Here is a 20,052-nt window from a genome sequence, read left to right as displayed (position 1 = left end):
CATCGAATGCGCGGCTCGTCGACCGGATCCGATCACTGGCTGGTCATCTCGCCCCATTGCGACGATGCCGTCTTTTCGTGCGGGCGCTGGTTGGCCGCCATGCCGGGGGCGCTCGTGGCGACGCTCTTCGCGGGCCGGCCGCCGGCAGGGTCCGAGCTGACGGAATGGGACCGGGCCGCCGGATTTCAGCCGGGTGACGACGTGATAGGCGTGCGACGGGAAGAGGACCGCCGTGCGCTCGAGATGCTCGGCGCTCACTCCTACTGGTTCGACTTTTGCGACAGCCAGTACGGCCTGACGCCGCGCGTCGAGACGGTGACCCGGGCGTTGGCGCGGCTGATCGACGAGGTCGAGACGCGGTCGCTGTTGGCGCCGCTCGGTCTCTTCCACAGCGACCATCGCCTGTCGCACGAGGCGGTCATCGGCGTGCTGGCCCGCCGCCCCCGCCTCTCGGTCTGGCTGTACGAGGACGCGCTGTATCGCCGAATTCCCGGCCTCCTCGACGCCCGCACGGCGGAATGTCGAAGAGCCGGGCTACGGCTGGAGCGCGTGCAGGCTCCTCCGGCGGGTGACGTTGAGCTCAAACGTCGCGCGGTGCGCTGCTATGCCTCGCAACTGCGGGCACTCGCGACGCCCGGCCGGCCGGGTCACGGCGATACCACGGCCGAGGAGGGGTTTTGGCGACTTGGCCGATAGCGTGGCCATGAGCTTCGATGGAGCGCTGCGAGCGCCTTCGCGACCCGACCCTCGGATCACGGTCGTGATCGCCACGTTCAACCGGAAGGACGAAGTACTCCGCACGGTCGGGCGAGTGATCGCGCTCCCCGAGCATCCGGCGATCGTCGTCGTCGACAATGGCTCCATGGACGGCACCGCCGCCGCGCTTGCGCGGTACGGCAGGGTGGAAGTGGTCGCCCTGAACGCGAACGTCGGGGCCGTCGCCCGAAACATCGGCGTGCGCACGGCGCGGACCCCGTACGTCGCGTTCTGCGACGACGACACCTGGTGGGCTCCCGGGGCGCTCGCCCAGGCGGCTGACCTCCTCGATGCACACCCCAAGTTGGCCGTCGTCAACGCCCGGGTCCTCGTGGGACCCGAGGAGCGAGAGGATCCGACGTGCGTCGAAATGGCCGACAGCCCCCTGCCGGCCGATCCCACGCTCCCTGGAGCGCCGGTGTTGGGCTTTCTTGCCGGAGCCTCGATGGTCCGTCGTGCCGCCTTCCTCGAAGCCGGCGGATTCGAGCCGCGCTTCTTTTTAGGTGGTGAAGAGATGCTGCTCGCCGTCGACCTGGCCGCGCGAGGCTGGAGTCTCTGCTACGTTCCGGCGCTCGTCGTCCACCACCATCCCTCGCCCCGGCGCGATGCCCGGGCCCGTCGCCGGCTGCTCCTGCGCAACACCTTATGGTTTCTCTGGCTCCGACGCCCGATTCCGGTCGCATGGCGTCACACACGTCGGCTCCTGGGCCTCGCTTGGGCCGACAAGGGCTCGTTCTTGGCGTTCGCCCAAGCCCTTGCGGGATGTGGATGGGTGTGGAAACATCGACGGCTTCCCCCAATGGACGTCGAAGCACGCCTGGCGCGGCTGAGGATTGGGATTCGTCCGTAGCACACTGTAGGACCATGGTCCTACAGACAAAAAAGCGCAAACCTGATATGACCCTCCCCCTTTGGAGCCTATCCTCACCCGGCTACGGGAAACCATTCATCACGGGGGACCATCATGTGGAAGAAAGAGGGCGAGACAGCAAGCGCCGCCAAGCCGGCGGCCACGGAGGCGGCGGCAGGCACGGGCGAAATCATTGCGTTCGTGGGTAAGGGCGTCGAGTTCAAAGGCGCGCTCAATTATGAGGGCACGGTCCGCATCGATGGACGGGTGGATGGCGAAATCCATACCAGTGGGGTCCTGATCGTCGGCGAAGAGGCCGTCATTACGGCAAAGATCCACGCCGGCACGGTCGTCAGCAAGGGCAAGATCACCGGCGACGTGGTCGCGAAGGAACGGGTGAAGTTGATGGCTCCCGCGGTGCTGAACGGCTCGGTGCAAGCCCCCGTGTTTTCCATTGAAGAAGGCGTCCTGTTCGATGGGACGTGCGAAATGACCGGCGAAGAAGTCCGCCAGTTGCCGCGCGAGCAGGTGAGAACGGTGAGCCAGCCCGCCGGGAACGTGAAGCGGATGACCGGCTAGCAGCACGAGCATCCCGTGACAACCTCGGCCGCGTCGCTTTCTCACCGCGCCTCAGCCGGTGAGGCGACGCGGTCCTCGTCCTTCCCCTCCGTGCCTCGGCGGACCTCCATCCGTCATGCTCCGCCTGCTGATCGGGCTTCAACGCTTCCCTTCCTTGGACCGTGGCGGCGTCAGCCGTGCACAGAGCCGCCTGTTCGGGTTGCCGGCCTCGGAACGATGAGCAGCAGCCATGGCGCGTCCTGACGTCTCCGCCCTCTCCGTCCGTGCCTATCGCCGTCACGCGGAGTCGTTCGTGCGCCAATGGGGCGGTCGGTACCGCCGGCCGCCATGGCTGCGCGAGTGGCTCAGGAGAGTCGATCCCGAGGCGCCTCTGCTCGATCTCGGGTGCGGGCTGGCGCAGGACGGCCGCGCACTCGAACGCGCCGGGTATCGCGTCGTCGGTCTGGATGTGCTCGAACGGTTCCTTCGCTACGGCCGAACGCGAGCCCGGCGCCTTCCCCTCGTTCAGGCCGATCTTCGACACTTGCCCTTCGGGCCGGACGCCTTCGGCGGCATCTGGGCCGCGGCGTCGCTGATCCATCTCCCCAAGCCGGCCGTCCGCAAGGTCCTTGCGGACCTCCGTGACGCCGTCCGGCCCGGTGCGGTCTTGGGCGCCACGTTCGTGCACGGCCGCACGTCCGGCGTGCTCCGGCGCGGCTGGATCCCCGGCCGGTACATCTCCCGTTGGACCAAGGACGAGCTCAGCCGCGCGCTCCTCCGATCGGGATGGTCCGTGGAGGCGCTCACCGTCGTCGTGCACCAGGAGCGCCGCGGCCGTTGGCTCAACGTGCTCGCGCGCCGGCGCCGCTGAGCTCATCCGGACGCTTCCAGCCCGTGTTAGGCCGCCTCTTTGGCCCGCGAATAACGATCAACGATTAACCATTAACGTCTCAAGTTGAGTCCGTGTCAGGCCGCCTCGGCCTTCCTGTGCTCGGCGAAGAGAGCGAGCAGTTCCCGGGTAAAGGCGGGGATGTCGGACGGTTTGCGGCTGCTGACCCAGTTCCCGTCGCGCACGACCTCCCGGTCTTCCCAGCGTCCGCCGGCGTTGCGAATGTCGTCCTGGATCGTATGATAGCTGGTCAGCGTGCGGCCTTTGACGAGCCCCGCCGAGACGAGCAGCCAGGGGCCGTGGCAAATCACCGCGATCGGCTTGCCTCCTTGATGGATCGTCCTGATGAATGCCTGCGCTCGGGGCTCGACCCGCAGGGCATCGGCGTTCAAGGCCCCGCCGGGTAAGAGGACGGCATCGAACTGGGCCGGATCGGCCTGGTCGAGGGTCATGTCCACCGGGACCGTCTCGGTCTTCTCGTCATGCCGCATCCCTTGGATTCGCCCTTCATGGGGCGCGACGGTTCGGGTGGTCGCCCCGGCCTCTTCCAGGGCTCGCCTCGGTTCCACCAGCTCCGAGTGTTCAAATCCATCGGTCACAAGGATCGCGACGCGCAAGTTCTCCAATGTTCTCTGTGCCATACGTCCTCCTCGTCCTGTCGGTCCGGCCTCTCTCCTTATCCTAATGACGGGGCGGGCGATATCGGCCGGGGTGAGAGACCCGGGTCTGACCCGGTGAACTCGATCACCGGTCTCCGCTGACAAGGATGCGCCGAGTCGGGTCGCGGGTGGCCCCCTTTCCTCGAGCCGAATCGTGATTACCTGACCATCCATTGACGCCACAACTTTGAACCCTTTTCTGAACCCTTTGAGGTGAACCGTGGAATCTAACGTTGAAAAGCCGATCGCGACGCTTCCCGTGCTGCCGATTAAGCGCTCGGTCTTGTTTCCCGGCGTGATGCTGCCCATCACGGTCGGGCGGCGCCGGTCGATCGCCGCGCTCGAAGCCGCGTTGAAAACGGAAGAAAAAACAATTCTGGTCGTCGCGCAGCGTAAGCCGGATCAAGAGGATCCGACCATCGATGATCTCTTCACGATTGGGACGAAGGCGGTCGTGAAGCAGGTCGTGCGCGGCACCGACGGCATGCTCCAGACGCTGCTCCAAGGCGTCGAGCGGGTCGTGCTGCTGCGAACCGAGCAGGTGGAGCCGTTCCTGCTCGTTCGGTGCCGGCAGCTCGAGGCGGCAACCGATACCGGGACCGAAATCGAGGCGTTGCATCGGGCGATCCTGGACAAGGTCAGCGAATTGCCCGGGTTGGTCCAGTCGTCCGGTATCCGCGAAGTGGTCCAGGCGCTGCAAGCCGAACAGGATCCCGTCGCGCTCGCGTATCGCGTCGCCTCCTTGCTCAACCTCACGGTCGAAGCCGAACAGGGGCTGTTGGAAGCGGCCAGCCGGGCCGATTTGCTTCGCCGGCTTTTCTCGGCGCTGACGCACGAAGTCCAGGTGCTGCAACTGCGAAACGAGATCGCCAGCGAGGCCCAGGCCGAAATCGGGAAGTCTCAGCGCGAGTACATGCTGCGGCAGCAGCTCAAGGCGATTCAGCAGGAACTGGGCGAAACCGACGGCGAGGGGAGCGAGGTCGCGCACCTGAAGGAGCGGATCGAGAAAGCCGCGCTGCCGGAATCGGTGCAAAAGGAGGCTGATCGCGAGCTCGCGCGCCTGGCCAAGACGCCGGCGGCTTCACCCGAGCACCAACTGATCCAGAATTATCTGGAGCTCCTGCTGGAGCTGCCGTGGAACGCGACGTCGGCCGACCAATTGGAGCTGGCGCACGTCCGGACGGTGCTGGACGAGGACCACTACGGCATCCAGGAGGTCAAGGAGCGGATCGTGGAGCACCTGGCGGTGCTGAAGCTGAATCCGGCCGCCAAGGCCCCGATTCTCTGCCTGGTCGGCCCGCCCGGCGTCGGGAAGACCAGTCTGGGGCAGTCGATCGCCCGTGCGATGGGCCGGACGTTCGAGCGGATGAGCTTGGGCGGGGTCCATGACGAGGCGGAGCTGCGGGGGCACCGGCGCACCTATATCGGGGCGATGCCCGGACGGATCATCCAGGCAATGCGTCGCGCGGGCGTGAAGAACCCGGTCCTCATGTTGGACGAGGTGGACAAGCTCGGGCGCGACTTTCGCGGTGACCCGGCGGCGGCGCTGCTGGAGATCCTCGATCCGGCACAGAACCATACGTTCCGGGACAACTACCTCGATCTGCCGTTCGATCTTTCGCAGGTGTTCTTCATCACCACGGCCAACGCGCTGCACCCGATTCCGCAGCCGCTGTTGGACCGGATGGAAGTGATTCGCCTGCCGGGCTACAGCGAGCAGGAGAAACTCGAGATCGCCCGCCGCTACCTTTGGCCGAGGCGGCTGAAGGAAGCGGGTCTCGCGGAGACGCGCGTGAGGCTCGACGACGACGTGCTGAAGGACATCGTGAGCCGGTACACCCGCGAGGCGGGCGTGCGGCAGCTCGAGCAGATGCTGGGCCGGCTGACCCGTAAGGTGGCGTTGAAGGTGGCCGAGCAGGACGGCGAGGTCGACACCGTGGTCGTCCGTCGCGAGCAACTCGACGACTGGTTGGGCACGGAGCGGTTCATGCCGGAGGAGGCCCGAAAGGATCTTCCGGCCGGCGTGGCGACGGGGTTGGCTTGGACCGAGGCCGGGGGCGACGTGCTGTACATCGAGGCCATGTTGCTCCCCGGTGGCCGAGGACTCACCCTCACCGGACAGTTGGGGGACGTGATGCAGGAATCGGCCCAAGCCGCGCGAAGCTATCTCTGGTCCCACGCCGATCGCCTGGGCCTCGACGTCACGCGGTTCAAGCGAAACGGCGTGCACATTCATGTGCCCTCCGGGGCCATCCCAAAGGATGGGCCGTCGGCGGGGGTGACGATGGCGACGGCCTTGGCGTCGCTCTACCTCAACATTCCCGTCCGGAGCGACACCGCGATGACGGGGGAGATCACCTTGAGCGGGCTCGTGCTGCCCGTCGGGGGGATCAAGGAGAAGGTCTTGGCCGCGCGACGCGCCGGGATCAAGCGGGTGATCCTCCCGAAGGCCAACCAGAAGGACGTACGGGAGGTGCCCGAAGAGGTCCGGGCCGACATGACGATCGAGTTCGTCGACACGATCGAGGATCTGCTCCCGCTGGCTCTGCGGGAGCCGCTCGGGGCCAAGGCCCCCGAGTATCAGCTCGTCTGCGGGTGATCCATTCTCCTCGGTGCCGCGGTCGGATGACCGCGGCGCCACGCCCTCTCCACTCGACGCCGCGCGATCAATCTTCGGCGCTTCCTGGACAGTTTTGAACGTCCGAGATACCTTTGTGGGGTTCCGATCGGCCCGAGCGCGCCGACGATTCGAGGAATCCGACGAGTCATGACGCCGAGCTCCGGAAACCCGATCCTGCCCATTTCCGAACAGCGGTACCGGCATCTGATGGAGCTCTCGCGGGACATCATCGTCTCGCTCTCATCGGATCTGACGGTGCTGTCGCTGAATCCCGCGTTCGAGGTCCTGACCGGTTGGCCGGTCGCCGACTGGACGGGCCGATCCTTTCTCTCGCTGGTCCACCCGGAGGAACACGGCGGCATCGCCGATCTGTTGCGTCAAGCGGCCGACGGGGAACGGCCGCCGCTCTTCGAAGCCCGCCTGCGGACGAAATCCGACGACTGGCTGTTCGTGGAAATTTCGCTGGCCGGGGAGCGGGATGCCGATCACGGGACGACGATCCTCGGGATTGCGCGGGACATCACCCAGCGCAAGCGCGCCGAAGAGACGTTGATCCAACGGGAAGCCCAGCTCCAGCAGGCACAGAAGATGGAAGCGATCGGCCGGCTGGCCGGAGGCATCGCCCACGATTTCAACAACCTCTTGACCATCATCACCGGCTACAGCCAGCTCCTGCTGAGCCGGTTGCGCCACGACGATCAGTTGCGGGCCGATGTCGAAGAGATCCGAAAGGCGGCGGTTCGGGCGGCCTCGCTGACCCAGCAATTGCTGGCGTTCAGCCGCCGCCAGGTGCTGATGCCGAAGGTGCTGAATCTCAACTGCATCGTCGAGACCATCGACACCATGCTCCAGCGGTTGATCGGCGAAGACATCCATCTCGTCGCGGCACTGGATCCACGGCTCGGACACGTTAAAGCGGATCCGGCCCAGATGGAGCAGGTGATCATGAATCTTGCCGTGAATGCCCGTGACGCGATGCCGAAGGGCGGGAAATTGACGATCGAAACCGCCAACGTGGAGGTCTTGGAAACGGTCGATCAGGGTGAGGCCAGAATCCCGCCCGGCCGGTATGCGCGGCTGATCGTCAGCGACACCGGCTGCGGCATGGATCCGGCCACCCAAGGACGCATCTTCGAACCCTTCTTCACCACGAAGGGGCAGGGCAAGGGCACCGGCTTGGGGCTCTCCACGGTCTATGGGATCGTCAAGCAGAGCGACGGGCACATCGTCGTGGACAGCCAGGTGGGGGCGGGGACGACCTTTACGATCTACCTGCCGTTGGTCGAGGATCCGGTCATCGAGCCGCCGGACAACGAACGGCTCCCGCCCACCCTGCCGTACGGCACCGAAACGGTCCTGCTCGTCGAAGACGAGCCGACCGTTCGCGTCCTGATCCGCGACACCCTGCGGCTCTTCGGGTATACGGTGCTGGAGGCGCGCCATGGGTTCGAAGCGCAGTTGATCGGCAGCCAGCAGGCGAGCCGGATCGATCTGCTGATGACCGACGTCGTCATGCCCCAGATGGACGGGCGCGAGCTGGCCGAGGGGTTGATGAAGCTGCACCCGGACATGAAGGTCCTCTACATGTCCGGCTACACCGAAACGGCCATGGTCGATCACGGGGTCCTGAGTACCGGGAGCGCCTTCCTTCAAAAGCCCTTCACACCGGAGACTCTGGCCCGGAAGGTCAGGGAAACGCTCGACGCGGTGAAAGCCTAGACACGCCGGATTGGCGGATAGCCTTCTCCTCCAGACCGACCCCCTCCCGGGCGGCTCTCTCCGGGTCTCGTTTCGACGAACCTTCCGTCCAGTGCTACATTTAGTGCACCATTCCAAGGGGGCGTCGCTTCCGTGAAAGCCGTCAAGAGCGCGGATCTGCTGCAGCAAGCCGTCCAGCACATGAACGACGGCAAATACAGCCGATCGTTTGCCGTGTTGAAAGAGCTCCTGGCGGCCGATCCCTCCCATTATGAAGGCCGCCACCTCTTGGCGACGCTGTTGCTCAAGTTCGGCAATCTCGCCACCGCGAAAAGCGCCTTCGAATCGTTGATCAAAGAAGCCATGCACCGCGGCGCCCATGCGGACGCCGAGGCGCTGCTTCGGGAATACCTCGCCGTGGCGTCGCGGTGCATCCCTTTCATCGAGCTGCTGGGTCAGGTCTACGAGGCCAAGGGGGATCCGCTGGCCGCCGTCTTCGAATATGAAAAAGCCGTGGATCTCCTCCTGGCGGAGCCGGACCCCGAGCGGCCGGACTATGCCCAACAGTTATTCGACCGGATCAAGCTCCTCGCCCCGTCGAGCTTCGTCGCGAACCGGGTCGCGGCCCGCATGCCGGCCCCCGACGCTCCACCCGTGGTCGATGGAGACGATGTGCAAGACGGCCGCGAGGATCAAGGCGATCATGACGAAGCCGAGCAAGGTGTGCTGGAAGCCGAGGACGTCTCCGTGCCACCGACGGACGAGCCCGATGACCGCGAAGCGGACGAGGACGCTCCAAGCATGCTCTCCCCGCATCCCGACTCCGCCGACGAGAGGGTCGAAGGCGATGCCGATTCCGATGGACCGGAAGAGGAGGTGTCGCCAGTCGGCGCCGATGGGCGCGAGCAGGATGGCGACTCAAGCGACGTGGACGAACGGGTCCCGTTTCCTCCCGTCAACAGCATGCCGGTGGGCGGCAGCTCGGTCTCCGAACCGGTGCTCTTCGGGCCGGGGAAATCTGCCTCGATGACCGAAGCGCCCGCAGCTCCCGAATCATCTCCTCCTGCCGATGCCGAAGTGCCTGCCGTATTCGAAGAGCCATTGCCGTCAGGCTCCGGCGACCAGGGGGACGAGGACTCGCCGCGTGGAGTGTTTGTTCCGCCGTGGGCGCACTCGCCGGACGGGTTCGCGCTCCGGCCGCAGGCGCCGGCCCAGGACCCCTATTGGGGCCGCGTCACCGGTGCAACGCCGGAGGCTCACGCGCCGACCCCCTCGCGCGAGATCCCCAGGCCGCGATCGACTGCCAGGGAGTCCGGCCGCCGCGCCATCCCCTCGGTGTTGACGCAATGGGTCTTCCGATACGTGAGGATCCTGACGCGCCGCCTGATCAGGATGACGAATTCGTTCACCCGGTTGACCCTGTTCGTGTGCATCGCCGCCGTGGCCTGGCTGGTGCTCGTCGTGCTCGGCACCGCCGGCGTGTGGCTCGGGATGGAGCAAAAGCCGAGCGCGCTGTTCGAGCAGCTCTCCCGGATCGCGCCTCCGAAGGTGCTGGATGACGCCAAGCACAACGGCTACCTGCTCCTGCTCGGGATCGACGCCCCAGCCTCGAGCGATCCGATGCAAGACGGGTACACCCGTTGGTTGTCGGCGCCGGCGGAATCGCCGACCGACGGCGATTCGGATTCCACACACTCGCTCACCGGCGACCTCCGCCGGCCGGCCGCATGGTTCCAGGCCCCGGACCCCGCAGCGCGAATGGCCGTAGAAGGGGTCGAGGTGCGTGAGAAGGTCGACCCCAAGGCGAGGCTCCTCACCCGCTACAAACAATGGCTGGGGCTCCCGTTTGACGACTGGGGGTTCGGCTATCGGGGCAGCATGGACGCCGAAACAATCCTTGCCGTTCACCGCCTGTATCTGGCCGAGGGCTTTGCACAGGGGCTGTCGCCCGGCCTCGAACGCCTCGAAACGGACCTGACCGCATGGCGTACGGTGCTGGCGCAGGCGAAGACCGCCTCCATGAAGCGACTGGCGGCGGAAAGCGTCAACGACGACGTGGCCGTCATGTCCGGGCTGTTGATGCGTCCGGCGGTCGAGCAGAAGGTCCTCCAGCGCGTGACCCGGATGGCCCGGCCGCTCGAAGCGGAGGAGCGGTCGCTGCGCTGGCCCATGCACAATGAGTTTCCGCTGGCGGTGAAGCGGGTGGACGCCCGGCTGCGCCGCAAAGCCGACAAAGATCCCATCTTGACGGTGGTGCTCTCGAAGATGCCGTTGCCGAAGCAGCGGACGCTCAACGAATACGCGGCCTACTACGACGCGCTCACCAAGGTCGCGTGGACGCCGAAGACGACGTGGCCGCGGCTCCAGGACTTCATCCATGCTCCGGCCGGCTCGTGGCTCGACTACTACCGGAACCCGATCGACAACCTGCTCGGTCCGGATCCGCATCCCGATTGGGAGCAGCTCAACGGGATGGTCTTGGAGACGGATGCGCGCCTCCGACTGACCGGGTTACAGGCACGCCTGCGCGGCGCCGCTTCGAGCGGCAGCGTCGTCACGCAGATCGCGCAGGCAGGTCCCAAGTATTACGACCCGTTCACCGAGTTGCCCATGCTCGTGAACACCGGCCGCCGGGCGCTTTACAGCGTGGGCGTCGACCGGAGGGACGACCAGGGGGATCCGACGCGGGACGTCGTCGCCGGGTTCCCGACCCCGTAGCCCGCGACGTGGGGAAGCCCGCCCTTCGTCGAGGGCCGCGAGAGACTCGAACCGCGTTTCCTGCTGCTGAGCCGCCCGCCTTGACATCATCACCGGCTTCTCCCAGAATCCCCGCAACTGAAGAGGGCCCTCGTGCGCCGTCGGATCCACCCTCGCTCGTCCACCCCCCGGCTGCAGAAGGGCGGCCATTGGCCGGCCGCGCTTCCGACCCGGATCATTTCCAACGAGGAGTTCGTGCCGCCGGCCCAAACGCCGGCGCAAGCCAAGGTCGAGGAGCTGGCCGTCTCGGCCGCGGGGCGGATCGCCCCTCGGCTGGGTATGAGCCGTCGCGCCTTCTTGAAAGGAACCGGCGGGCTCGCCGTCTCGCTGATCGCCATGAATGCGGTGTTCGGCCGGTTCTTCGACGTCCTCGAGGTCGAAGCGGCGGACCCGGCGGCGTTCGCCGAACGGCGCGGCCAGCCGTTTTTCATCTTCGACGTGCAGACCCACTATGTCGGCGCCGGATACGACGCCGACGATCAGGAGCGGCACCGGAAGGGGGCGGTCACGAAGGACGCCCTCTTGGCTCTTCGGCGCCGCGCGCGGGAGGCGGGGCTGAACCCGGCGCTACACCAGGATCGCGGGACGATCGCCGACCTCGCCTGGGAGAATTTCGTCAAAGAGGTCTTCTTGGACAGCGACACCACGCTGGCCTTGATCAGCACGCCGCCGGGACCCTATCCCAGCCAGGCCGTCGTACCCCCCGACGAAATGGCCCACATTCGAGACGAGGTCAATCGGCTGACCGGCTCCCAACGCATGCTGGCCCACGGCCTGGCCACGCCGCAGCTCGGCGCGGCGGACCATGAATTCATGGCCATGCAAGCGGAGACGCTGAGGGTCGATGCCTGGAAGTGTTATACCGGGTCGCCACCGAAAGGCGTGGATCACGGCTGGTGGATGGACGACGAGGCGGTCGCCTACCCGATGCTCGAACAGGCCAAGCAGCTGAGGGTGCCGCGCGTCTGTGTGCACAAGGGGCTGCCGCTGGGCCCGGTCGAAGACTATAACCACCCGAAGGATCTGATTCGAGCCGCCCGAGACTTCCCCGAGATCGACTTCCTCGTGTACCACTCCGGGTTCAAGAGCGCGGCCGGGATCGAGGACACGTTCGCGAAGACCGGGACGATCCCCTGGACCACCGAATTCTGCCGCATGAAGCGCGCGCACCCGGAGATCGGCAACCTCTATATGGAGCTCGGCTCGACCTTCGGCCAGCTCGTGATCACGCACCCTGAAATCTGTGCGCACCTGCTCGGCCAGCTTCTCACGGCCTTCGGCCCCGATCACGTCCTCTGGGGAACGGATTCGATCTGGTACGGCACGCCGCAGTGGCAGATCGAAGCGTTCCGGCGTTTCGAGATGCCGGAACGACTCATCGAGCGGCACGGCTATCCGGCGTTGACCCGGGACGTGAAGGCCCGGATCTTCGGGGTGAATGCGGCGCGCGTCTTCGCGGTCGAGGTCGACGCGATCCGCCATGCCGTGCCGAAGGACTACTTGAGCCGGATCAAACTGGGGTACATGGAAGAAGGGCCGGAGCCGAGCGGGCGCTTTTATGGATGGGTCGCAGGCTGACGGGCTCCAGCCGGTCGAGCATCGGGATCAGCGGCCGCACACGCCGGCATCGCCGTCGCGAAGAGGGAGCATGACATGACATCCGAGATCTTGTACCCGGGGGCCTTTCCGATGGTCCGGGTCGCGTTGGCCGTCGGGGAGAGCCTGAAAGCCGAGTCCGGGGCGATGGTCGCCTCGTCGCCGACGATCGAACTCGACAGCAAGATGGAAGGCGGGTTTCTCGGCGCGCTGTCACGAAAGGTGCTGACCGGCGAGAAGTTCTTCTTCCAAACCCTGCGGGCCACGCACGGTCCTGGCGAGGTCCTGTTGGCGCCCACCGTTCCGGGCGACATCATCCTCCTCGACCTCGACGGCGTCACGGAATATCTCGTGCAGAAGGACGGCTTTCTCGCGGGCGCCGAAGACCTCTCGATCGAGAGCAAGATGCAGAGCCTGAGCCGCGGGCTCTTCGGTGGAGAAGGCTTCTTCATCCTGAAGATCGGCGGCAAAGGGAGATTGATCCTGAACAGCTTCGGCGCCGTTCACACCGTGACCCTGCGTCCCGATGAGGAGTACATCGTCGACAACAGCCATCTGGTCGCATGGACGGCGACCACGTCCTACGCGATCGAGACCGCGGCGGCCGGATGGATCGCCAGTTTCACGTCGGGTGAAGGATTCGTCTGCCGATTTCGCGGCCCCGGCGTCGTCTACATCCAAAGCCGCAACCCTCGCAGCTTCGGCTCCTGGCTGCGCCAATTCATGCCGACCGGGGAATAGTAGGGGTACGGGTAGGGAGGACGGGGGTAAGGGGTATGGGATATGTGATTGGAGATACACTGATCCGCCCCTAACCCCTACCACTTTACCCCATTATCACCATCCTCCTGATGACTCCCAACGCCTTGTGCTTTGGACGTGACCTTCCGGCGTCCGGGAGAGCCTGCCGGGTGGAGCCTAAGGTCGACGGTCTGGTCCTGGAGCTCCCGGAGGCGCCGGCGACCGTCATTCCGTATGACCACATCGCGGTCGCGGCGGGCGGGTTCGACGAGGATCACCTCGTCCTGGTCTGGCGCGCGGGAGAGAGCGACCGCCGCGTGTACCTCAAGGACGCGGCGGTGCTGCGAAGCCTTGAGTCGTCGGCCCCCGCAGCACTGGCGGCGCAACTGCGACGGGCCACGCGCCGGATCGCCGAGCGTCCCCGGTCGCTCCGCCGCCGAGTGGGGATCGGCGCCTTCGTGCTGCTCCTGGCCGCCGGCGGACTCTGGTGGAGCTCGGACGCCCTGCTTCGCGCGGCCGTGGCGCACATTCCCCACGACTGGGAACGACAGTTGGGCGAGGCGGCCAAGCAGGAGATCCTGACAGGGCAACGTCTCCTGACGGAAGGGCCGGCGGTCGAGGCGGTCCAGACCATCACCGAGCGCCTGGTCGGACAGGCGCCGGCGAATCCCTACCGCTTCACCGTCATCGTCGTACGCAGCGACGTGGTCAACGCGGTCGCGCTTCCCGGCGGAACGATCGTCGTCTATACGGGCCTTCTGAAGCAGGCCGGCACTCCGGAAGAGGTGGCAGGCGTGTTGGCCCACGAAGTGAGCCATGTCCTCCTCCGTCACGGGCTGGAAGGGCTCGTGCAATCGCTGGGTCTCGTCGCCGCGTTGATGGTCGTCACGGGCAACCGGGAGGGCTTCGTTGGCGCGGTCGAGCGGCTCGGGATCGAGCTCGCGACGCTCAAGTTCAGCCGGGAAAAGGAGACGGAAGCAGATCTCGAAGGATTGCAATTGCTGCACCGGGCGGCTCTCCCGACGGACGGCATGGTCACGTTCTTCGAGCGTCTGGCTTCCGCCGAAGGGCCGCGAGTCGCCTGGCTCTCGACGCATCCGTTGAGCCGGGACCGAGCCGATCGACTCAAACGGGCCGCCGCCGCGCTGGCTCCTCAGGAGCCGGTCCCGTTGCCGTTCGAGTGGTCCGCCGTCAAGGGCTCGCTCTCACCGTGACGGGCGCCGCCTCGCCTCCGCGCGCCGCACGGCGCTCCCGACACCGCCGGTAACGCAATACTACACCGAATACAGACGGGCTCCGATGCAGCAAGAAAGAGTAGCGGATCATACTGACGCTCTAACGCTGAGTTGACGAGCCATCGGCGGCCATCCCGGTGGGATGGGCGACCGGGCGAGGACTGGCACACTTACCGGAGGTATGGCGATGAAACGAGTAGGGATCATGGCGGCGGCGATCTTCATCTGTGCTCAGGGCGGGGCGGCGTTCGCGGCCTGGGGCGACGGGCCGGGGTGCGGGCTCGGGAAGATGCTGTGGGAAAAGGAACCCAAGTCGATTATGATGCAGGTGTTCGGCGCGACGACCAACGGCACGTTCGGCTCCCAGACGTTCGGGATCAGCAGCGGGACCTCCGGATGCACCAACAACGGGATGATCGTCAAGGATCAACAGGTCAACGTGTTCGCGGCGATCAATTTCGAGAACCTCTCGCAAGAAATGGCTCAGGGACACGGGGAGCATCTGGCGTCCCTGGCGGCGCTGTTGGGCGTTCCCGCCGAGCATCACGCCGAATTTTTTGCCATGGCACAAGAGCGGTACACCGCGCTGATTCAGTCCGGGGAGACGACCCCGGCCGCCATGTTGACGGCCCTGCACAGCGCGATGACCACCCATCCTGTTCTCGTCAAGCTGACGCATTGACCTGCCTAGGGCTCCCGGCTCGGCCGGGAGCCCGACCCGCCGCCTCCCACCCCGGCCGATCCTCGACTCTCCATGCGTACCTCCGGAGGATGACATGAACAAGGCGTGGGCCCTGATCGTGGCGGCGCTGGCGGCCGGCCTGCCTGTGGCCGGTGCCGGCGCGCCGTTGATGGAGACCGGCCCGGGATGCGGGCTCGGCGCCATGCTGTGGGCGGATTCACCGGCCAAGAAGCGCATCCTGCAGCAGGCGATGATCGCGACGACGAATCAAACGGGCCTCCAAACGCTGGCCCTCAGCAGCGGCACATCGGGGTGTACGAACGACGGGGTGATCGCCCGGCGCGAGAAGGTGAATGTCTTCGCCGGAGCCAACTTCCGCGACCTGATGCAGGACATGGCGCGAGGGTCCGGGGAGCATCTCTCCTCGCTGGCCGACTTGCTCGGCGTGCCGGAAGCCGTGCGCCCGCGTCTCTTTCTTCTCGTGCAGGAGGAGTATCGCGCGATCGCCGTCCCGGAGGCGACACCGTCAACGGTGCTCCACGCGCTCGCACGCGTCATGTCCGGCGATCCAGCGCTCGCGCCGTTTGCTGCGTCCCTCTAAGCGCCGGTCAGGGACGTTCCCCGCCGAATCACCGAAAGTCGTGAACGCTCACGTCGAGCCATGCCGGAATCTGACCGCATCTCCCAGGGATCGCTGGTTATCCCGTACCCGGATGATTGGCGACGTGGCGTGACAGGTAGGACCGCAGGCGCGCCATGTCTTCGGTGCGTGCAATGAGAAATTCGATCCCGAATCGGTAGCCCGACACCCACTGCACGGTCCCCATTTCGACCTCGATCGGCTCGCGGTCCCGTTCGAGCTGCACGGTCAGGGCGAGCCGCGTGCCGACCCGCATGGGGACCGACCCCCCGACGAGACAGCCGCCCAACGAAAGATTGACGAGTTGCCCCGAGCTGACCACGTCCTCTCCGGTGAAGGAGACCCAGCCGGCCGCGGCGTATCGGGGCGCCCTGCGACGATCGGTCATGCTTCGCCTCACGGTTAGGAGCCAACGGGCGCGTCCGCCCACGGACAAGAGGCAATAAGTGCGCCATAGTCTTAAGTACTTTGAATTAAAATATCAAGCCTAATTATTTCGGTCCAAAATTGTACTCGGTGTATCCTTCCGTGCGCCGATCAGGCCCGGGAGGCGGCTGTTCGGTGTGCCGCCGTCCGTCGCGCCGCCTCAAGCCCGCTCAATCCGAGCCGGCTGCAATCAGGCGGCTTCAATCGTCGACCGACGTCATCTTCCTATTCCTCCCCACCGATCCGGCTGGGCGCACGGGACTTTTCTGTCCCGGTGCATTCTGGTACAGTGCCGCGATTTCGGTCCGGGCCATGCGGAGGCGGTAGGGTGAAGGAACGACTATGGTCGTGTGTGCGCGCGAGCGTCCTTGTCGTGCTCGTGTCGGTGATGGCCGGGTGCGCCGATCACATGGCGCTTCGGACCACGGTCTCCGGCGAGGAGATGTCCGAGGCCCGGAGCCCGGGTGCTTCCCCGATCATGCCTGATGGAAAGAGCGCCGACGCGGCCGGTGCCGTGGCGTTTGCGGGAAACGCCGGCCCGCCGTCGGCAGGCTCCCCGCGCGGGCCGTTGCCCGGCACCCAGCCAAGCGCCGCCGAGGCGCAAGAGAAGGCCGCCGAGCGGGAAGCGGAGCCCACGTCGATCGAGAGCGAGCTGTACGATCCGTTTCAGGAGCCAGGAGAGCAGCCGGATGCCTTCGAAGAGTACGACCCGTGGGAGCCGTTCAACGTCGCCATGTTCAATTTCAATCGGAAGGTCGACAAGTACCTGGTGAAGCCCGTGGCGGAGGTCTACGACAAAGTCATGCCCGATGGGCTCGAGCGAGGGATCAGCCGCGGGTTTCACAACATCGGGTTCGTGCCGCGCTTCGTGAACAATCTGCTCCAAGGCAAATTGAAGGGCGCCGGGATCGAGTTGACGCGGTTCATCTTGAATACGACGTTCGGGTGGGCGGGCATGCTCGATTTCTCGAAAGACATGCTGGGGCTCGACACGCCCGACGAAGACACGGGCCAGACGTTCGGGCGCTATGGGTCCGGACCGGGACCCTACTTGATCTTGCCGCTGCTCCCCCAGCCGTTCACGATCCGGGACGGGGTCGGTTATCTGTTCGATCTCGCGCTCAATCCCATGAACTACTTTCTGCCGTTCACCACGCTCTTCCCGATGAACGTCGGCTACCAGCTCAACGAGCGCTCGATCAATCTGGAAACGTTCCAGGGCGTCGAGGAGGCGACCGTGGACCTCTACGGCGCCGTCCGTAATGCGTACCTGCAGAAGCGGGCCCGCGCGATCAGGCAATGAGGCTCGAAAAAGTGCTGAGTGCTGAGCCAGATGCCAAAAAGTGCTGAGTGCTGAGTCCTGAGTGGAGGAAAAGGCCCAGGACTCAGGAACTCGGGACTGAAGAGACAGCGTGATCGTTACGCATGGCCAAAATGGTCTCCGGGCGTCGGTCAAGAGTTGGGTTCTTCTCGTAGCGGTTCGGCTCGGTAGAGGGATCCAGCACTCAGCCTCACGGCTTCTCCCGAACTCAGAACTCAGGACTCAGGACTGATGACCCCATGCGCATCCTCGTCCTCAATGCCGGCAGCTCCTCCCTGAAGTTCCGTCTCTTCGACGCTCCACATGCTCCCACTCCCCCGCTCAGCACTCAGGGCTCAGCACTCGGCACTGCTCCTGTTCCCCCACTCAGCACTCAGGACTCAGCACTCAGCACTATCTCGTCCGGCGCGGTGAGCGGGATCGGCGGCCGGCCGGTCCTCACCATAGAACCCCAGCCCGCTGAGAGCCCCCAGGCGCCCCGGTTGGAGACGCATCACGAGGCCGTGACCTGGTTGTTGGAGCACCTGGAGAGGGAATCGATCGATGCGGTCGGGCATCGGGTCGTTCATGGCGGGACGCGCTTCAGCGAGCCGGTCCGTGTGGATGAGGGGGTCATCGCCGAGCTGGACCAGCTCACACCGCTGGCGCCGCTGCACAATCCGCCGAGCCTGGCGACGATCCGGGCGGCCCGTCGAGGTCTGCCGGCCGGCGTGCCCATGGTCGCCGTCTTCGATACGGCCTTTCACGCCGGCATGCCGCCCACGGGCTCGCTCTACGCCCTGCCGCAGGACGTGATGCGCCGCCATGCCATCCGCCGGTACGGCTTCCACGGGATCGCGCACGCCTCGATGGCGAGGCGATGTGCCGCGGTGTTGGGCCGGCCGCTCGAGCGGCTCCGCTTGATCACGCTGCAGCTCGGCAACGGGTGTTCGGCGACGGCGATCCGGGGCGGCCGGTCCGTCGACACGTCGATGGGGATGACACCGCTGGAAGGCCTGGTCATGGGCACGCGATCCGGCGACGTCGACCCGGCCGTCGTGCCCTATCTCGCCCGGTGTGAAGCAGTCGAGGCCGGAGTCGTCGAGCAGTGGCTCAACGAGCGCTCGGGGCTGCTGGGGCTCTCGGGGCTGTCCAACGACGTGCGGGTGCTGCTCGACGCGGAGAGCAGGGGGCAGCCGAACGCCAAGCTCGCGCTCGAGCTCTTCTGCTACCGGGTCAGAAAGTATCTCGGCGCGTACTTGGCCGTGCTGGGCGGGGTCGAGGCGGTCGCCTTCGGCGGGGGCATCGGCGAGCATGCGCCGGCGATCCGTGAGCGCATTTGCGAGGGGATGGACTGGTGCGGGCTCGTCCTCGACACCCGGCGGAACCGGGAGGTGGTGGCCTTGTCCCCCGGAGAGACGGCCAGGGTCAGCGCGGATGGGCACCTCCCCGTATTTGTGGTCGCCGTGGACGAAGAGTCCGAGATCGCTCGCGAGACGGTCAGGGTCTTGGCCGCATGACCGGAGGAGCCATTCAACCCTGTTCGGATGTCCGCGCATTGTCAGTCGTCATCCGTCAGATCGGTGTAGGATGGGCACGGACATCTTTTCCGCGATCGTCCCGCTATAAGGTAAGGCTCTTTTCTTTCGAACCCGCGTACTTCCAGGAGGAACGTCATGACTGCCGCGTCCAGGACCCGCATTCCGGAGATCATCAAGCGTCACGAAGCAGACCTGTTGAAGGAATGGATCACGCTGCAACTGTCGGCCGGGACCCTCCGGAGCGACTTGCTGAAAGAGTCGCAGTTGCGGGAGCAGTCGTCCCAGTTCCTGGAGAGGTTACGCGAGGCGCTGCAAGCCGGCGGGATGAACGTCGATGAGGAGGGTTGGGCGCCGGTCCGGGCCCTGCTTCACGAAATGTCGGCATTGCGGGCCAGGCAAGGGTTCAGCCCGAACGAAACCGCCACGTTCGTCCTCTCGTTCAAGCAGCCGCTCTTCGAGCGTCTTCGCCATGAGTATGCCAAGGACGGGGACGCGCTCGCCTCCGAGCTGTGGACCGCGACCGTCTTGTTCGACAGACTGGCCCTGCTCACGACCGAAGCGTTTCAAAAAAGTCGCGAGGAAGTCATCGCGAGGCAGCAGAAGGAGCTCACGGAACTGTCCACCCCGGTGGTGCAGCTCTGGGAAGGCGTGCTGGCGCTGCCGTTGATCGGCACCCTCGACAGCGAGCGGACGCAGGTCGTCATGCAGAACCTGCTGCAGAAGATCGTGGAGACCGGCTCGAGCATCGCCATCATCGACATCACCGGTGTCCCGCTCGTCGATACGCTGGTCGCGCAACATCTGCTGAAAACGATCGCAGCCGCGCGGCTGATGGGGGCCGACTGCATCATCAGCGGCATTCGCCCGCAAATCGCGCAAACGATCGTCCATCTCGGCGTCGATCTCCACGACGTCGTCACCAAGGCCACCCTGTCCGGAGCGCTCGCCGTGGCGTTTCAGCGTACGGGCCACGTCATCATGAAGGGCACCCCCCAGGACTCGGCCGCACCCAATGCCAACGGCGCGGGGCGCGCCCCCGTCCCGTCGCGCGCGCACGCCGGCGACTGAGGCGGCGTCGACCCTCTCTCGATCGTCGAGGATCGG

General features: G+C 65.9%; 17 protein-coding genes. 15 read left to right on the top strand and 2 right to left on the bottom strand.

Features of this window, described 5'->3' with window-relative positions; all coding sequences use genetic code 11:
* Positions 1 to 6 precede the first annotated feature (6 nt).
* The 4 genes from ACWHYV_RS20040 to ACWHYV_RS20025 all read left to right on the top strand — a co-directional run bounded on the left by ACWHYV_RS20040 (position 7) and on the right by ACWHYV_RS20025 (position 3,035).
* Entirely contained in the window at positions 7 to 696 is a 690-nt protein-coding gene (locus ACWHYV_RS20040; protein ID WP_447978257.1) for a PIG-L deacetylase family protein, read from the top strand.
* A gap of 7 nt (positions 697 to 703) precedes the next feature.
* Complete coding sequence (locus ACWHYV_RS20035) at positions 704 to 1,606, top strand: glycosyltransferase family 2 protein (RefSeq protein WP_447980758.1); 903 nt, start codon at positions 704 to 706, stop codon at positions 1,604 to 1,606.
* Positions 1,607 to 1,720: 114 nt separating this feature from the next.
* Positions 1,721 to 2,185, top strand: coding sequence for a bactofilin family protein (locus tag ACWHYV_RS20030; protein ID WP_447978256.1), 465 nt, complete (start codon positions 1,721 to 1,723; stop codon positions 2,183 to 2,185).
* A gap of 229 nt (positions 2,186 to 2,414) precedes the next feature.
* Positions 2,415 to 3,035, top strand: a complete 621-nt coding sequence (locus tag ACWHYV_RS20025) for a class I SAM-dependent methyltransferase (RefSeq protein WP_447978255.1) — start codon at positions 2,415 to 2,417, stop codon at positions 3,033 to 3,035.
* Between the two features lie 95 nt (positions 3,036 to 3,130).
* Here ACWHYV_RS20025 and ACWHYV_RS20020 read toward each other — a convergent pair whose 3' ends face one another.
* Positions 3,131 to 3,694 carry a type 1 glutamine amidotransferase domain-containing protein gene (locus ACWHYV_RS20020; protein WP_447978254.1) on the bottom strand — a complete coding sequence of 188 codons (564 nt, stop codon included), beginning with the start codon at positions 3,692 to 3,694 and terminating at the stop codon, positions 3,131 to 3,133.
* Between the two features lie 316 nt (positions 3,695 to 4,010).
* On the opposite strand from ACWHYV_RS20020, the gene lon reads away from it, so the two are divergent.
* The 8 genes from lon (at position 4,011) to ACWHYV_RS19980 (ending at position 15,642) form a co-directional block, all read left to right on the top strand.
* A complete protein-coding gene (gene lon / locus ACWHYV_RS20015) occupies positions 4,011 to 6,311 on the top strand; it encodes an endopeptidase La (protein ID WP_447980757.1) in 2,301 nt (766 codons plus the stop codon).
* Between the two features lie 168 nt (positions 6,312 to 6,479).
* The gene (locus ACWHYV_RS20010) at positions 6,480 to 8,051 is read left to right on the top strand and encodes an ATP-binding protein (protein ID WP_447978253.1); all 1,572 of its coding nucleotides are present in this window, start codon (positions 6,480 to 6,482) and stop codon (positions 8,049 to 8,051) included.
* Between the two features lie 132 nt (positions 8,052 to 8,183).
* Positions 8,184 to 10,748 (top strand): hypothetical protein, encoded by a 2,565-nt coding sequence (locus tag ACWHYV_RS20005; protein ID WP_447978252.1) that lies wholly within the window; start codon positions 8,184 to 8,186, stop codon positions 10,746 to 10,748.
* A gap of 132 nt (positions 10,749 to 10,880) precedes the next feature.
* Entirely contained in the window at positions 10,881 to 12,365 is a 1,485-nt protein-coding gene (locus ACWHYV_RS20000; RefSeq protein WP_447978251.1) for an amidohydrolase family protein, read from the top strand.
* Between the two features lie 75 nt (positions 12,366 to 12,440).
* Positions 12,441 to 13,124, top strand: a complete 684-nt coding sequence (locus tag ACWHYV_RS19995; RefSeq protein WP_447978250.1) for a TIGR00266 family protein — start codon at positions 12,441 to 12,443, stop codon at positions 13,122 to 13,124.
* Between the two features lie 170 nt (positions 13,125 to 13,294).
* Positions 13,295 to 14,338, top strand: a complete 1,044-nt coding sequence (locus tag ACWHYV_RS19990) for a M48 family metallopeptidase (protein ID WP_447978249.1) — start codon at positions 13,295 to 13,297, stop codon at positions 14,336 to 14,338.
* Between the two features lie 208 nt (positions 14,339 to 14,546).
* Complete coding sequence (locus tag ACWHYV_RS19985; RefSeq protein WP_447978248.1) at positions 14,547 to 15,041, top strand: DUF3015 domain-containing protein; 495 nt, start codon at positions 14,547 to 14,549, stop codon at positions 15,039 to 15,041.
* 94 nt (positions 15,042 to 15,135) lie between these two features.
* The gene (locus ACWHYV_RS19980) at positions 15,136 to 15,642 is read left to right on the top strand and encodes a DUF3015 family protein (RefSeq protein WP_447978247.1); all 507 of its coding nucleotides are present in this window, start codon (positions 15,136 to 15,138) and stop codon (positions 15,640 to 15,642) included.
* Positions 15,643 to 15,739: 97 nt separating this feature from the next.
* Here ACWHYV_RS19980 and ACWHYV_RS19975 read toward each other — a convergent pair whose 3' ends face one another.
* On the bottom strand, positions 15,740 to 16,069 hold the full coding sequence (locus ACWHYV_RS19975) for a PilZ domain-containing protein (protein WP_447978246.1): 330 nt from the start codon (positions 16,067 to 16,069) through the stop codon (positions 15,740 to 15,742).
* A gap of 366 nt (positions 16,070 to 16,435) precedes the next feature.
* Between ACWHYV_RS19975 and ACWHYV_RS19970 the strand changes: the two genes are divergently transcribed.
* The 3 genes from ACWHYV_RS19970 (at position 16,436) to ACWHYV_RS19960 (ending at position 20,016) form a co-directional block, all read left to right on the top strand.
* Positions 16,436 to 17,410, top strand: coding sequence for an MlaA family lipoprotein (locus ACWHYV_RS19970; RefSeq protein ID WP_447978245.1), 975 nt, complete (start codon positions 16,436 to 16,438; stop codon positions 17,408 to 17,410).
* A 257-nt stretch (positions 17,411 to 17,667) separates the two neighbouring features.
* A complete protein-coding gene (locus tag ACWHYV_RS19965; RefSeq protein ID WP_447978244.1) occupies positions 17,668 to 18,927 on the top strand; it encodes an acetate/propionate family kinase in 1,260 nt (419 codons plus the stop codon).
* Between the two features lie 156 nt (positions 18,928 to 19,083).
* Positions 19,084 to 20,016, top strand: a complete 933-nt coding sequence (locus ACWHYV_RS19960; RefSeq protein ID WP_447978243.1) for an STAS domain-containing protein — start codon at positions 19,084 to 19,086, stop codon at positions 20,014 to 20,016.
* Positions 20,017 to 20,052 lie beyond the last annotated feature (36 nt).

The sequence above is a fragment of the Candidatus Nitrospira bockiana genome, from assembly GCF_965152565.1.
Note: the sequence above shows the minus strand (reverse complement) of the source record. Positions and strands in the feature narration are given on the sequence as shown.

Excerpts from the sequence above, each read along its gene's own strand:
- ACWHYV_RS20040 (WP_447978257.1), top strand. The coding sequence starts at position 7 with ATGCGCGGCTCGTCGACCGGATCCGATCACTGGCTGGTCATCTCGCCC.
- ACWHYV_RS20035 (WP_447980758.1), top strand. The coding sequence starts at position 704 with ATGAGCTTCGATGGAGCGCTGCGAGCGCCTTCGCGACCCGACCCTCGG.
- ACWHYV_RS20030 (WP_447978256.1), top strand. The coding sequence starts at position 1,721 with ATGTGGAAGAAAGAGGGCGAGACAGCAAGCGCCGCCAAGCCGGCGGCC.
- ACWHYV_RS20025 (WP_447978255.1), top strand. The coding sequence starts at position 2,415 with ATGGCGCGTCCTGACGTCTCCGCCCTCTCCGTCCGTGCCTATCGCCGT.
- ACWHYV_RS20020 (WP_447978254.1), bottom strand. The coding sequence starts at position 3,694 with ATGGCACAGAGAACATTGGAGAACTTGCGCGTCGCGATCCTTGTGACC.
- lon (WP_447980757.1), top strand. The coding sequence starts at position 4,011 with ATGCTGCCCATCACGGTCGGGCGGCGCCGGTCGATCGCCGCGCTCGAA.
- ACWHYV_RS20010 (WP_447978253.1), top strand. The coding sequence starts at position 6,480 with ATGACGCCGAGCTCCGGAAACCCGATCCTGCCCATTTCCGAACAGCGG.
- ACWHYV_RS19995 (WP_447978250.1), top strand. The coding sequence starts at position 12,441 with ATGACATCCGAGATCTTGTACCCGGGGGCCTTTCCGATGGTCCGGGTC.
- ACWHYV_RS19985 (WP_447978248.1), top strand. The coding sequence starts at position 14,547 with ATGAAACGAGTAGGGATCATGGCGGCGGCGATCTTCATCTGTGCTCAG.
- ACWHYV_RS19980 (WP_447978247.1), top strand. The coding sequence starts at position 15,136 with ATGAACAAGGCGTGGGCCCTGATCGTGGCGGCGCTGGCGGCCGGCCTG.
- ACWHYV_RS19975 (WP_447978246.1), bottom strand. The coding sequence starts at position 16,069 with ATGACCGATCGTCGCAGGGCGCCCCGATACGCCGCGGCCGGCTGGGTC.
- ACWHYV_RS19965 (WP_447978244.1), top strand. The coding sequence starts at position 17,668 with ATGCGCATCCTCGTCCTCAATGCCGGCAGCTCCTCCCTGAAGTTCCGT.
- ACWHYV_RS19960 (WP_447978243.1), top strand. The coding sequence starts at position 19,084 with ATGACTGCCGCGTCCAGGACCCGCATTCCGGAGATCATCAAGCGTCAC.